A 12,829-nucleotide genomic window follows, 5' to 3' on the forward strand; every position below is an offset into this window, starting at 1 on the left:
TTGCGAGGTAACCGCTAATGCCTGTCCGAAAATATAAGGACTTGCTCGGTCCTAATGAAAAGGCGTGATTGCGGGGCGACTGGGATTGCGGGTTCATGGAGTGGGAGAAGCTAGAGGCGCTTTGGAACGCCGGTGATAAGAAAGCCTTCGTATGGTGGCCGGGAATGACTCTGCCCAAGTCTCTATGATCAACCGATCACGACCTTTTCGGCTCGACTACGTCCGGTCCTGCGGTCTACACCGATTTCATAGCTGACGCGGTCTCCTTGCTTGGGCGTTACACCGGGCAACAAGCTGCTCACGTGGAAGAATAGGTCTTCACCGCCGGTATCAGGCGCTATAAAGCCGAACCCCTTATCGTCCTTAAACAGCTTCACCTTGCCTTGGGGCATGTTCTTCTCTCCGAATCACATAAATTAACGGCGTATCAGATCATTAAACTCGACAGACCTGCTCGCCTCAAGTGATTTGCGGAATTAGGATTAGCTTTAGTGCGCCAACTCCGCCGCGTTGAGCCGTGGTAGCAGCAATGCAGCCGGCAGTTTCTGACGACGCCTTTCGACAATGGCACCTGCCGGATAGGCGCAGCGATCTTCCAGCGCGAACAGATCGCCCTGTCTCAGGAGAACGACGACGGTTCGCTCGCGAGACGAGGAGCAAAAGCGTTCTCCGGCCTGATCTCACGCGACCAGGCAAGAGCATGCCCGTCCGGATGCGCATCGCCCGTTCGCAAATCGACCGACACTTCGCCGGTTCCGGTTCCCAAAGTCTGCAACACTCGACTCAATAAACCCCACCGAGATGGATCGAGAGATTTCGTCCGGCGTCTCGTTCACCTCGATCGTTTGGGCGTTGCTTCCGACAAACTCCAGGATCGTTTTCTCGCCATCACGCCACATCTCCTCGACAAGCGAGAAATTCACGCAACAGGGCTCCTCCTTTCCAAAGCGGGTGCATTTGATCCAGAAACGCATCGGCGCTCCCTGTGAAAAAAGACGCCGGACATCGGCGATTGCCTCGGGATCAGGACGCCGCCCGCAATTCACGGGCAGCGGCGACCATATTGATGAGCGCGGGACGCACCTCATCCCATCGGCGCGTTTTAAGGCCGCAATCTGGATTGATCGAGAGCTGCGCATCGGAAAGCCGCTGCCGCGCCAGCGCAATGAGGTTCTTCATCTCGGCCGCGTCCGGCACGCGCGGCGAATGGATGTCGTAAACGCCGGGTCCGATCTCGTTCGGATATTTGTAGCTCTTGAAGGCGTCAAGCAGTTGCATCTTTGACCGCGACGTCTCGATCGAGATGACGTCGGCATCCATTGCCGCGATCGCATCGATGATGTCGTTGAACTCGGAATAACACATATGGATGTGGATCTGGGTCTCGTCGGCCACGCCCGACGAGCAAATGCGGAAGCTGTCTACGGCCCAGCCGAGGTAGGTCTTGCATTGTGACTTGCGCAGCGGCAATCCTTCTCGGAGCGCAGCCTCGTCAATCTGGATCATCATCGCGCCGGACCTCTCGAGGTCGATCACCTCGTCACGGATCGCTAGCGCGATCTGACGGCATGCTTTGCTCCGTGGAATATCATCACGGACGGACGAACGACCAGTTCAGGATCATCACCGGTCCTGTCACCATCGCCTTCAGTGGCTTCTTGGTCAGCGATTGCGCGTAGCGCCACCACTCCACCGCCATCGGCTTCGGCCGGGAGACATCACCAAAAAGGATGGGCGGCCGGACACAACGCGAGCCGTAGGACTGAACCCAACCATGCTTGGTGAATGCGAAGCCGGACAGCTGCTCGCCGAAATACTGCACCATGTCATTGCGCTCGAACTCGCCGTGCACGAGAACGTCGAGACCGATGTCTTCCTGCCAGCGCACCGCGCGTGCCGTCTCCTCTTTGAGAAACTGCTCGTGTTGTGCGTCGCTCATCGTTCCCCGCGCATGGGCCGCGCGGGCTTTGCGAACTTCCGCCGTCTGCGGGAACGATCCGATCGTCGTCGTGGGTAATGTCGGCAATCCGAACCGCGCGCGCTGAACCTCGGCGCGCCGGGCGAAAGAACTGCGACGACGCCGCATGCCGTCATCGATTGCAGCCATTCGCTTGGCGACGTTCGCATTGTGAACGTTGGGCGACGTTTCGGGCGTGACGGCCGCGCCTTCTGAGGCCGCAAGTACATCCGCCGCTTCCTCCCAGCCTTTAGCCAGCACGCGTCCCAACGTTGCGAGTTCTCCGATCTTCTGGACGGAGAAAGCAAGCCAGCTTTTCACATCGGGATCGAGATCGGTCTCGAGATCGAGGTCGATCGGACATGAAGCAGCGAGCATGAGGGTGCAATCTGCACGCGGTCCTCGCCAAGCTTTGCGACGGCAGGTTCGAGCCGGTCGAGCACCGCTGGAAGGTTCGAACGCCAGACATTGCGGCCATCGACGACGCCGAGAGAGAGGACAATATCCCTTCGAGCGTCGGCGACAATCGGGCTCAACTGCTCTGGGGCGCGGACCAGGTCGATGTGAAGGCCCGCAACCGGCAACGTCAAAGCGGTTTCCAGGTTGTCGCCGATCGTTCCAAAATAGGTAGCGAGCATGATCTTGAGGTCGGGAACCTTCTTGGCCAGGTGGGCGTAGGTCCGGCGCAGCGCGTCGCGTGTAGCGTCGTCGAGGTCCAGGACCAGACATGTTTCGTCCAGCTACACCCACTCGGCGCCCCTTAGGGTGAGTTCGCGGAGAACATCTACATAGACCGGCAGCAGCCTATCGAGGAGCAACAGCGGATCGAATGCAGGATCTGCGCTCTTGCCGAGCTTCAGAAAGGTGACCGGACCAACCAGCACCGGGCGCGTCTGACAACCCAGGCTTTTCGCCTCTTCATACTCCTCGATCGGCTTGCGAGAGGAAAGCGTGAAGGTCTGGTCCTTGTGAAATTCCGGCACCATGTAGTGATAATTGGTGTCGAACCATTTGGTCATCTCCTGCGCTGCGGCGCCGTGCTCGGCGTGACCGCAATTCGCATCATGGTCATCGCGCTGTGCGCCCCCGTGCCATCGCAAAGTAGGTCTTGAGCGAAACAGGGCCTGCGCTCCAACCGTAAATTTCCGGAATGGCACCGACCATCACGCTGGTATCGAGCACATGGTCATAAAGCGAGAAGTTGTTTGAAGGAATAACGGTTACGCCGAGCGATTTCTGCCGCGCCCAGTTGGCGGCGCGAAGCGCAGCCGCAGCCTCAAGAAGCTGCGTTTCGTCAGACTTTCCGGCCCAATAGCTCTCGAGCGCGAGTTTGAGTTCGCGGCGCGGACCGATGCGCGGCGTGCCGAGGGTAGCGACAGGAATCGAGAGAAGAGACATAGCTTCAACCCTATGTTGGGAGCAAAGGCCATGGCGGACGCGTGCAGAAAAAGCCGCCGAAGCGGCAACTGCTTGGCGCACCACCGGGACACCCCGCCCGTGGACGAATATGTTGTCGGGCCAGGTCTCCCGGCTCGCGGGTCGTCGCTGCTATCCGGCCTTCCCGAAGCCGCGTGGCTTCAGTGACTTCTATTGGACAGCGGCTCGCCGCTTACAGTTGCGGGGGCAGCGCCGGCATCGCACCGGCTTCCCTCTTAGCTCCGGATCAATCCGGAGAGCCTCGACATCTCCGATTACCTGCAAGAGGGCCGTTCCGTTCGGTTCTCGGGAGCGATCGTCTGGACAACGGAGGCATCTAGCGCCTCGTCGTCGTGCGGCCCGATCGTCGCATAGAGTTCGGCGCGCGTCTGGATTCGATCGACAATCTTGTGGGTGCCGTGGTCGCGCGATCGCAGCTTACAGATCTTCCTGCGCCTTGTTAGCCACCCGCAGCGCAGACACCGGCCAGATCACCATTGAATAGTTACCTCGAATTCTGCCACCGCAAAGCAACGGCGTCTTGCCGAAGGCGGTCATGTTGGCGAGCAGCGGCACGCCCGGCATCCGCTCGGCAAAGGCAGGAACATTTCCGCGGTGTTGAGCGCGCCGGGAAAATCGGTAGGCGCCCGCCTCCAACTCTGCACGCGCTTATGTGCTGTATCGCGAGGCACACCCATATCTTTGCCGAAAGTACTGTCGCATCGCCGTACCCATGCAGTGACGTAGCCATTGCCCGAGGGTTGCCCACCTGCGCGCATCTCTATCCCCTGCATCCGCTCCGCGACCACCTTGGCCAAAAACGCCCGTTCAGGCATGACTGCCGCATCACCTTTCAGGCCCTTGCTTGAAAGTTACGGGCAACCCCGATCTCGTGGCCTTCGAGCGGCATGTCATCCATTCCGTCGTCTGCGGACTTGAACCATCCACCGTCGCACTCCGAAACGACCATTTTGCCTGCGCCATATTCCGCGTGACGCTTCGCCAGGTGCAGGCCTTGGAGCAGACATCGGCAGTGCTTGCGGCTTGGCTGTCGGCCTGGGACGAGCTCGGTCCGGTGGACGCCGACGACCCATCGATGCGCTACATTGACATCCCTATCGGCCTGTAGCTGCTCAAGATTCTGAATTCGCAGTGTACGTTACATACAGACTATAATAGATCACCGAAACACGTGACGAGTGTCGCCGAGATGACCATCCCTCCTGAACAACGAAGGGAAACGGTGACCTCCCTAGGCATCCGGGCTTATCGCGGTAGACCGACCGATGCGTTGAGCTGCACGCTGCGTCCAGTTGATCATCTTTGCACAAAAGATGCGACACATGCGCAAAAATCACCGCCAAACGGCGCAAGAACTCGAGTATTCGATCATTTGTTCGCGCGACTAGAGACGACTAAAAGGGCATCTCGTAACACTGATGTTCTCACAAGCTTGGAGTTCTCGGTGAGTGATCGATCTACTCATCTCGATGCTCCTTCAGCGGCCCCTTGGGGCGTTTCCTCCCTGACTTGGCCGCGCGTAACATTCGCGCGGCCTTTTTTCTGCCTCCAGCAAGAGATTGACTTGCAGGATTCAATGGGCTTTGAACGCAAAAACGCATGGTGCGAGTAGGTTCTCGCGCAGATACAGGGTCATTAGCCCCTTGGCGAAGAGTTGTTCGTAAATGCCGGCGTACGGTCACCCATCCAATTTTCGATTTGATTTCGCGAATAGGACGCCTCCGCAAGGCCGGCGATTGACGTCTTCGTAATTGTAATAAGCTGCCTTCGCGTCTTCGGGCGAGCGGCTCTGCAAGAAAGGTTGCGGTCGGGTATCTTCAAGCGGACTCCAGAGCGTCGCTCATGTATATCGAGTTCACGAAATCGGCCACATCGAATCAACCGTGAGCCGCCAGGTCCGTCGGAATACTTCCAGACGACCAATTAGTTGCGCCGTGCTTTGTCATCTGAGACCGTCGGTCTCATCCGTCTGTCATACCGTTCCGCTAGGTCCAGCAGCCTTTTTCTGGTGAAAGGGTCTGCCTTGTCCGCTAGATCGCGAATGATCTGGGCCCGGTCCTTTAAAAACTGCTCATCCACGAAAACACCTATCCAGTGCAAGTTTCCGTTTTTTCTTAGCACTCAGTCGGTTGGTTCTCATCGGCTTTCCTTCCCTGCACCTTGGATCCACCCATGACATTAACGCTCTGAGGGGTGAGGCCGAGACGGTTCGTCATAGGAATTTCGGAATCGACCAAGGCACGCGCCATTTCGACACGCTTGGCACCACCCTTGAGCTTCACGGCGTCGCTGCCACGCTGAAGGAAGCCTCCGGCGTTCCGCCAGAAGCAAGGCATGGGTCTGGCCTGTGTGCGCGCAACCGCATCTAAGTAATAATTCCCATGGCCACTGACCGGCACTGTGTTTGCCGAATCCGAGGCAGACGTTGCCAACGCTATCTCCGGCCAGGATGACGTCGACGATGCGTGTCGTAATAGCCTCGTACGCTGTGCCCCGGCGACACGACGTCCCTCCACTGTCCACCGCTGCAGCATTGGATGGCGACACGTTCAAGAGGTTGCTCCGAACTGTGGCTCATTTTAGATCCCGGTCGATCGCTCGCCCCGTATCCCTGCAGCCAATGATTCCTAGGGAAGTCGAGAGAAAACCGTCAATGGTAGAGGGAAGGAAGGATCTTGCCTCTCCAAAATTGGAGAACTACGCACAAACGTTAGTCGTCGCGCAACCATCTCTGTCGCTAATTCCCATCGCAGCGTCCGGGGATTGCTCACGAAGGCTCCTGGTCCGACGCGGGCAGATCCAGCAAACCAAACGGGATCCAGGCCAGAAAAGGCCAGAAGAAATAGAAGGATGCGACCGCTCGATAGGGCGCGGTCGAGTAAACTTCGTCGCGCGACAGCTCAGCCGCAGCACGCTTGTTCATCCTGTAAGCAGTGAAGTCGATGATTGTTGCCGACGTGTCTGTCACTTGATGCTTCCATGCTACTCTAGCGTCACACCGAATTCTAATGAGAAGTTTGTCAACTCCGCTAATGCGCTTCTGCCGCGCGCCTGTCTCCCGCGACTCGGTGCCACATTTAAGCCGCTCGCAACCAGCGAAGCCATCTGTGGTCGGCCTCCCGCCGCGCCTTGAAGTGGTCGACGCATTTGTTCGAACAAAGGGCCGTTCGCCAGCAGTAGTAGCGGATCAGCCCGAACTTTCCGCCGCATATCGCACAGCACCTCACTGGACCGTAGTAGGGAATTTGGGAGCTGTTGCGCATTTTCGCCTCCTATCGGCGTTAGGTGGATAGCCCCTGCACTTTCTTCGCCTCAGCACCACGCCCGCACGTGAAATGCCGCGTCGGCGATGCCAAGTCTCGCGGTAGGTACGGGCGCTGGGGGCAAGAGTTTGACCCTGATGTGCGCCTCCCTGGTGAAGCGACGGCTCAATCGGAGTCCTTCGCTGAGATTTCCAATCTGTAACGAATATTTTCGTCTTGATTGATGCAATGAGCGGCGCGTTGACGGTTAAATCCTGCGCTCGCACGCGTTTCTTCGACCGATTTCAACAGGCCTTGCTGATGGGGTGCGTGTGCTAGCACTCGCCCCGATCTCGTCGCTGCCACCTCGTGCTTTGCGGTGTCAAAGGGCGGCAATCCGATTTTTATCTCCAGCTGCTCGAAATGCATGGTCACTGTGGGCTGGGTGAGATGTAGATTTTGCGGCTGCCTAGGGGAATCCGAGGTGTTCGCGTTCCTTAGAGAACGTGCGGAGACGTTTAATGGTGGCTACACGCACCAAGCGCGTCCTCAAGCCTGCGCATCGGCAAAATCCCTGATCGCGGCATAGATTTGGTCAAGATCTATCGCCGTGACGCAATAAGGCGGCATCACATAGATCGTGTTGCCGAGCGGCCGCAGCAGCAGATTACGGGCTTTAAAGAAAGCCTGAAGCTTCGGACCGATGCCCGCGAGATAGCCCGCATCATTCGTTTTCAGATCGAGTGCCGTAATGGTACCAGTTTGACGGATGTTTGCAAAGCGAGGGTCGGCGCGGAATGGCTCAATTGCCTGCTCTTGCATCGTGGCGACCGATGCAACACGTTGGCGAGTTTCCTGATCTTGCCAGAGATCCAGGTTGGCCTTTGCGGCGGCGCAGGCTACAGGATTCGCGGTATATGAACTCGAATGAAAGAACGTACGCGTACGATCTTTCGAATAGTGTGCGCCGAAAATATCTGCGCGGCAGAGTGTCACGGCGAGCGGAAGCGCCCCTCCCGTAAGTCCCTTCGAATAGCACGCAATATCGGGCGTGACATTGGCCTGCTCACAGGCAAATAACGTTCCGGTGCGGCCCCAGCCCGTCATGACCTCGTCGGCAATGAACAGGACATCCGAGGCCTCGCAGATCCGCTTCATCTCTCTTAGCACCCAGGCTGGGTACATCAGCATCCCGCCTGCCCCCAATATCAGAGGCTCCACAATAAAGGCGGCCGGCATTTCGTTTCGACATGCGGACTCGAGCGCGTCGAGCGTCGCCTGCTCACGACCTCCCGCGGGGAATGGGATTGAGGTGACGTCGAACAGCAGCGGCCCATACGCAGCGTTGAACACGCCTCGGGCACCGACCGACATCGCCCCAACCGTATCGCCGTGGTAGGAATCTTGCATCACGATGATGCGTATTCGCTGTTTGCCGATATTATGCCAGTAGCCGAGTGCCATTTTTAAGGCCACTTCCACACTGGCTGAGCCACTGTCGGAGAAGAAGACATGGTCGAGGCCGCGGGGTGCCAGTTTCAAGAGTAGCGCCGCAACCTCCTCGGCCGGATCGTGGGTATAGCCGGCGAAGATGATCTGGTTGAGCTTGCCTGCCTGTTCCCGGATGGCGCTCACGATATGTGGATGGCAATGACCATGCGTCACGACCCACCAGGATGAGATTGCATCGATGATGCGGCGACCATCGGCGGTGTGGAGATAGGCCCCTTCACCACGCACAACCTTTGTCATCTCGTTTTGAAGCGCGTGTTGCGTGAACGGATGCCAGATCGGCGACTTCGTCTTTGGCATCATGGCTTGAAATCATCACCGCGGAATGAGGCCTTGAACGCGGCCTGCAGCGTGTCTGCCGTGAGAGGAGAAAGCCAGGGCAATCGCCCTAACCAACGCACCCGCCCGATCTCGCAAATTGCGCTCTCAGTCTCAGAATTTCTCTCGCCAATGAACGCAATCCCAAGAAGCTCGATCTGGCGCTTTCGCAGAGCCTCTATCGACAGCAGCGAGTGATTAATGGTGCCCAGCGCTGTTCTTGCGCAAAGCACGACTGGAAGCCGCCATCGCTCAAAGACGTCAGCATAAACTGCGCCGAGACTCAGCGGCACCATCAGCCCGCCGGCACCCTCGATCACTAGCGGTCGTTCCCCGGTATCCGGCACATCCAGCGAATCCGCGTCAATGCGAACTCCATCAATTTCGGCGGAATGATAGGGCGAAGCGGGCGTTCGAAGGCGGTAAAGCTCCGGCACGATGCGATCGGCTGAGAGGCTGCCCAGCCGTGCGACGAGCTCCGTATCGGTCTCCCCTTCGAGGCCGGCCTGAATCGGTTTCCAATAGTTCGCGCCGAGGAGATCGGCGAGTCCCGCAGAAAAAACCGTTTTTCCGATCCCGGTATCTGTGCCTGTTACCACGATCCGCTGACTCATCGAGATTCACCTCTCGTCTCCTCTATGAGAGCATCGAGCATCGCGCGCACGTCGTCCTCCACAACGTTGAGTGTCAGTGAAATTCGCAAACGGGCTGTGCCCGCCGGCACAGTTGGCGGCCGGATTCCGCGGATATCGAAGCCGCGAGCCTGCAGCCTCGATGCAAGCCGCATCGCACGCGAGTTGTCGCCAACAATATAGGGCACGATCTGCGAGTCCGAAGTATTTCGCAAACCGCGCACGCCGATCTCCCGATGCGTGAATGCGACCAGGTTGGCCAAACGTCGCTGACGCTCGGGTTCCTGCTGCAGGATCAAGATTGCCTCGCGCACGGCGACAGCCGTCAAGGGTGATGGCGCCGTGGCGTAGATAAACGGACGGCAGCGATTGATCATAAAGTCGCGCAGCACGCCGGAGGCAGTGACAAGCGCGCCGGCCGTACCCAGCGCCTTGCCGCAGGTATGAACGACCAAGAGATTTTCGCGCCTTTCATGGTGCGCGGTGAGTCCTCGTCCCTGCTCGCCGTAAACGCCTGTGGCATGAGCCTCATCCACCATCAGGAATGCATCGTGCCGGTCCGCAATCGCGACCAGCTCTTCGAGCGGCGCGAAATCGCCATCCATGCTGTAGAGACTTTCGACCACGATCCAGACGCGGCCCACTCCGCCTTTGGCCCGCCAGTCATGAATTGTGTTTTCGATCGACTGGAGGTCATTATGGACGCTTATCCGAAAGTCGGCCCGGCCAGCTCGCGCTCCTTCATGAATACTCGCGTGCACAAGCGAATCGAGGACAAGCAAATCGCCCCGCTGCGGCAGCGTTGTTAGGATAGCAAAGTTTGCGACATAACCGCCGCTAAAGAAAAGCGCCGTCTCTGCCCCAAAGAACCTGGCAGCGGCTGCTTCGAGAACTTCGTGCTCCTCGCAATTGCCGCGGAGAAGCCGCGACCCGCCAGCGCCGATTGGTGTGCCAGCCTGGAGAGCGGCCATGAGAGCCTTTTTCATACGCGGCGCGCTCGCGAGCGCCAGATAATCGTTCGATGCGAAATCAATTCCCGCGCGCGGCCTGAGACTCCGCAGGCGATTGTCGTGTTTCAGGGCATGCAAGGCCGCGACATAATCGGCAACTTTGGCCGCGTGGTTTGCGTTCATTCTTCACTCCAGGGTCACGATCCATCGCGCAAGAATTCCATTGGCCGCTAAGAACAACTGCTTCAGCAGCGACCTTAGCTTTCAACGTGACAAGATGCGATTTTCTCCGTCGACCAGCACAACACGCGGCCTGAAGATTTTTGCTTCCGCCTCATCAAAGGAGGCATATGCAACGATAATAATTTTGTCTCCGGGCATCGCGAGCCGCGCAGCCGCACCGTTCAAATCTATGGCGCCAGACCCGCGGGGCGCTTCCATCACCTCGGTGGCGAAACTCGCTCCGGTTTCGATGTTGTAGATTTCGACGCGCTCGTTGATCAGGAATCCCGCCGCGTCCAGCAGCGCCCGATCAATCGAAATCGAACCTTCAAGGTACAGATCGGCTTCGGTTACCGAGGCGCGATGGATTTTGCCTTTCATCAACGTAATCTGCATTTCTCACCTAAGCCGGAGTTTGCGCACAGCGCCCGTTTAGCTGTTTTCAATCAGGCAAGCCCGGACGTGATGCCGAGCCGGTGCAACAAACTCGCGTCGCGGTCGCGCTGCGGGTTCTTGGTGGTCAACAGTACATCGCCGATAAAGATCGAATTTGCGCCGGCCAAAAAGCACAGCGCCTGCAGTTCGTCGGTCATGTACTGCCGTCCTGCGGATAACCGCACCACGCTCTTCGGCATCATGATTCGGGCCGTCGCTATCAGGCGCACCAGCGCGATCGGATTGGGGCGCTCCGCGGTGTCATAGACCGGTACGCCCGTGACCTCGTTCCATAGATTGATTGGCACGCTTTGCGGATGGCTCGGCAGATTGGCGAGCAGGACGAGCATGCCGAGCCGGTCCTCGAGGCGCTCGCCCATGCCGATAATGCCGCCACTGCACACCTTGATGCCGGCATCGCGGACGTGCGCAAGTGTGTCGACGCGGTCCTGCAGGGTGCGGGTGGTGATGATTTTGTCGTAGAACTCCGGCGAGGTGTCAACGTTGTGATTGTAGAAGTCGAGACCGGCCTCAGAGAGCCGTGCGGCCTGCTTAGGCGTCAGCATGCCGAGCGTGACGCAGGTTTCCATGCCAAGCCCTTTAACCGCGGTGACCATGTCGCAGACCTGATCGAGATCGCGATCTTTTGGACCGCGCCAGGCGGCGGCCATGCAGAAGCGAGTCGCGCCGGCATCCTTGGCGCGCTGCGCAGTGGCGACCACATCGGCGCGATCCATCAGGCGGGTGGCTTTCAGGCTGGTGTCGTAGTGCGCGCTCTGCGCGCAGTAGCCGCAGTCTTCCGGACAACCGCCGGTCTTGATGCTGAGCAGGCTTGCTGTTTCGACGCGGTTTGGATCGAAGTTATCGCGATGAATGCTCTGCGCCTGAAACATCAGGTCGGCAAACGGCAGGCCATAAAGCGCGCCGGCCTCGGCTCGCTCCCAGTCACTTCGGACCGGCACGCCGTTGCCCCTGTCATTCCCTTCTACTCCCACGACAGCAACCATATAACTTGCCTTCCCAAGTTTTAATAGATAAGGACGTCGATTATTTATTATGTGTGCCCGTCCGTTGGGCCCTTCTATGCGTTCTCCAAGACGAACATAAAGATGTGTCAACGCTCAAAGGCCCCGGAAATCTGCCCGGATTGCAGAAAATCTGCAAAAAGAGGCCATTCTCGATTGCTACGGCCGAGTCGTCGCGCACGGCCGGCGCATAATTTGATAGATAATCTATGACGGACGACGAGAACACGACGATGGCGGGTCGCATTGCAGCGGCAATCGCTGCGCGCATTGTCAGCGGCGCGCTGCAACCAGACGCCCCACTCCGGCAGGATCATGTCGCGCGAGAATTCAACTCCAGCCACGTCCCGGTGCGCGAGGCGTTTCGGCAACTTCAGGCCCAACAGCTTGTCGTCGGCGTGCCCCGTCGCGGTATGCGGGTTGCTCCGCTCGATACCAATTCGGTGAAGGAGATCGCCGAGATGCGTGCCGCGCTCGAAGTGGTCGCGTTGCGCAATGCGGCGCCAAAGCTCACCTCTAGACATTTGGCACGGATCGAGCTTGCCCTGATTGAAGGAGACAATGCCCAAACGATTCAGGACTTTGAAATGGCCAACCGCGCCTTTCACCACGCGCTGGTGGCGCCCTGCGCGATGCCGCGCCTGCTCGCGAGCCTCGACGGACTACAGCTTGCAAATTCACGAGTCGTGTTCGCGGTGGCGCGCAGTAGCGGCTGGCGACCGCGGTCCAATCAGGATCACCGCCTGATTCTGCAAGCCCTGCGAGCGCGCAACACCGACCAGGCCTGTAGTCTGCTCGCGCGCCACATTCAAACGATTGAGCGCCTCGCCCTTCCCGCGTCCTGACCAGGAATGAGATCTGGCGAGTTGCGTTGCCGACCGCGGGCGAAGCGCAAGAGGGTCAAACCTTCGACCGTCTTGCCGCGCGAGGCGGCTTGCGGCCGCCCGCCGTTGCAGCGGGCTCGTTCCTAAGCTAGATTAGCGTTTTCTTGGTTCGAATCATATCAGGCGGCGTCGGCGAGTTTGTAGGTCCACGTGTGGATGACCGGATGGCGATTGACGTCGTCGATACCGGCCATGATGCGCTCCTTGAGTTCGTG

11 protein-coding genes, 2 pseudogenes and 1 riboswitch are annotated in these 12,829 nt (G+C 58.6%); of the genes and pseudogenes, 3 read left to right on the plus strand and 10 right to left on the minus strand.

Annotated elements, in window-relative coordinates:
* Positions 1–188 precede the first annotated feature (188 nt).
* The 3 genes and pseudogenes from C7G61_RS33045 to C7G61_RS47275 form a co-directional block, all read right to left on the minus strand.
* Positions 189–392: a cold-shock protein gene (locus C7G61_RS33045; RefSeq protein WP_057846719.1), complete on the minus strand. Its 204-nt coding sequence runs from the start codon at positions 390–392 to the stop codon at positions 189–191.
* Between the two features lie 631 nt (positions 393–1,023).
* Positions 1,024–3,355, minus strand: a pseudogene (gene metE / locus C7G61_RS33055) (5-methyltetrahydropteroyltriglutamate--homocysteine S-methyltransferase).
* A 102-nt stretch (positions 3,356–3,457) separates the two neighbouring features.
* Positions 3,458–3,653, minus strand: a riboswitch (cobalamin riboswitch).
* Positions 3,654–3,811: 158 nt separating this feature from the next.
* A complete protein-coding gene (locus C7G61_RS47275) occupies positions 3,812–4,030 on the minus strand; it encodes a hypothetical protein (RefSeq protein ID WP_197427507.1) in 219 nt (72 codons plus the stop codon).
* A 14-nt stretch (positions 4,031–4,044) separates the two neighbouring features.
* Between C7G61_RS47275 and C7G61_RS47590 the strand changes: the two genes are divergently transcribed.
* Positions 4,045–4,242, plus strand: a complete 198-nt coding sequence (locus C7G61_RS47590; RefSeq protein WP_374226579.1) for a DUF6925 family protein — start codon at positions 4,045–4,047, stop codon at positions 4,240–4,242.
* Positions 4,239–4,502, plus strand: coding sequence for a hypothetical protein (locus C7G61_RS33065; RefSeq protein WP_145963731.1), 264 nt, complete (start codon positions 4,239–4,241; stop codon positions 4,500–4,502). Before C7G61_RS47590 ends, C7G61_RS33065 begins: the two co-directional genes overlap by 4 nt.
* Before the next feature lie 1,039 nt (positions 4,503–5,541).
* Here C7G61_RS33065 and C7G61_RS33080 read toward each other — a convergent pair.
* The 7 genes and pseudogenes from C7G61_RS33080 to bioB form a co-directional block, all read right to left on the minus strand.
* A pseudogene (locus C7G61_RS33080) lies at positions 5,542–5,972 on the minus strand (3-methyl-2-oxobutanoate hydroxymethyltransferase); the annotation flags it as partial.
* 189 nt (positions 5,973–6,161) lie between these two features.
* Positions 6,162–6,362 (minus strand): hypothetical protein, encoded by a 201-nt coding sequence (locus tag C7G61_RS44140; protein ID WP_145963732.1) that lies wholly within the window; start codon positions 6,360–6,362, stop codon positions 6,162–6,164.
* Between the two features lie 823 nt (positions 6,363–7,185).
* Positions 7,186–8,451 carry an adenosylmethionine--8-amino-7-oxononanoate transaminase gene (locus C7G61_RS33090; protein WP_108521799.1) on the minus strand — a complete coding sequence of 422 codons (1,266 nt, stop codon included), beginning with the start codon at positions 8,449–8,451 and terminating at the stop codon, positions 7,186–7,188.
* The gene (gene bioD / locus C7G61_RS33095; RefSeq protein WP_057854461.1) at positions 8,448–9,080 is read right to left on the minus strand and encodes a dethiobiotin synthase; all 633 of its coding nucleotides are present in this window, start codon (positions 9,078–9,080) and stop codon (positions 8,448–8,450) included. Before bioD ends, C7G61_RS33090 begins: the two co-directional genes overlap by 4 nt.
* Entirely contained in the window at positions 9,077–10,231 is a 1,155-nt protein-coding gene (locus C7G61_RS33100; protein WP_108521801.1) for an 8-amino-7-oxononanoate synthase, read from the minus strand. The genes bioD and C7G61_RS33100 overlap by 4 nt, the downstream gene beginning before the upstream one ends.
* An 81-nt stretch (positions 10,232–10,312) precedes the next feature.
* Complete coding sequence (panD, locus tag C7G61_RS33105; RefSeq protein ID WP_057846713.1) at positions 10,313–10,666, minus strand: aspartate 1-decarboxylase; 354 nt, start codon at positions 10,664–10,666, stop codon at positions 10,313–10,315.
* A gap of 50 nt (positions 10,667–10,716) precedes the next feature.
* A complete protein-coding gene (bioB, locus tag C7G61_RS33110) occupies positions 10,717–11,712 on the minus strand; it encodes a biotin synthase BioB (RefSeq protein ID WP_108521803.1) in 996 nt (331 codons plus the stop codon).
* Positions 11,713–11,939: 227 nt separating this feature from the next.
* Between bioB and C7G61_RS33115 the strand changes: the two genes are divergently transcribed.
* A complete protein-coding gene (locus tag C7G61_RS33115) occupies positions 11,940–12,575 on the plus strand; it encodes a GntR family transcriptional regulator (protein WP_057854457.1) in 636 nt (211 codons plus the stop codon).
* The last annotated feature ends 254 nt before the right edge of the window (positions 12,576–12,829 follow it).

The sequence above is a fragment of the Bradyrhizobium algeriense genome, assembly GCF_003062295.1.
GTDB lineage: Bacteria > Pseudomonadota > Alphaproteobacteria > Rhizobiales > Xanthobacteraceae > Bradyrhizobium > Bradyrhizobium algeriense.

Coding starts and splice junctions, on each gene's coding strand:
- bioD (WP_057854461.1), bottom strand. CDS start 9,080: ATGAGTCAGCGGATCGTGGTAACAGGCACAGATACCGGGATCGGAAAA.
- C7G61_RS33100 (WP_108521801.1), bottom strand. CDS start 10,231: ATGAACGCAAACCACGCGGCCAAAGTTGCCGATTATGTCGCGGCCTTG.
- C7G61_RS33090 (WP_108521799.1), bottom strand. CDS start 8,451: ATGATGCCAAAGACGAAGTCGCCGATCTGGCATCCGTTCACGCAACAC.
- panD (WP_057846713.1), bottom strand. CDS start 10,666: ATGCAGATTACGTTGATGAAAGGCAAAATCCATCGCGCCTCGGTAACC.
- C7G61_RS33045 (WP_057846719.1), bottom strand. CDS start 392: ATGCCCCAAGGCAAGGTGAAGCTGTTTAAGGACGATAAGGGGTTCGGC.
- C7G61_RS47590 (WP_374226579.1), top strand. CDS start 4,045: ATGTGCTGTATCGCGAGGCACACCCATATCTTTGCCGAAAGTACTGTC.
- bioB (WP_108521803.1), bottom strand. CDS start 11,712: ATGGTTGCTGTCGTGGGAGTAGAAGGGAATGACAGGGGCAACGGCGTG.
- C7G61_RS33115 (WP_057854457.1), top strand. CDS start 11,940: ATGACGGACGACGAGAACACGACGATGGCGGGTCGCATTGCAGCGGCA.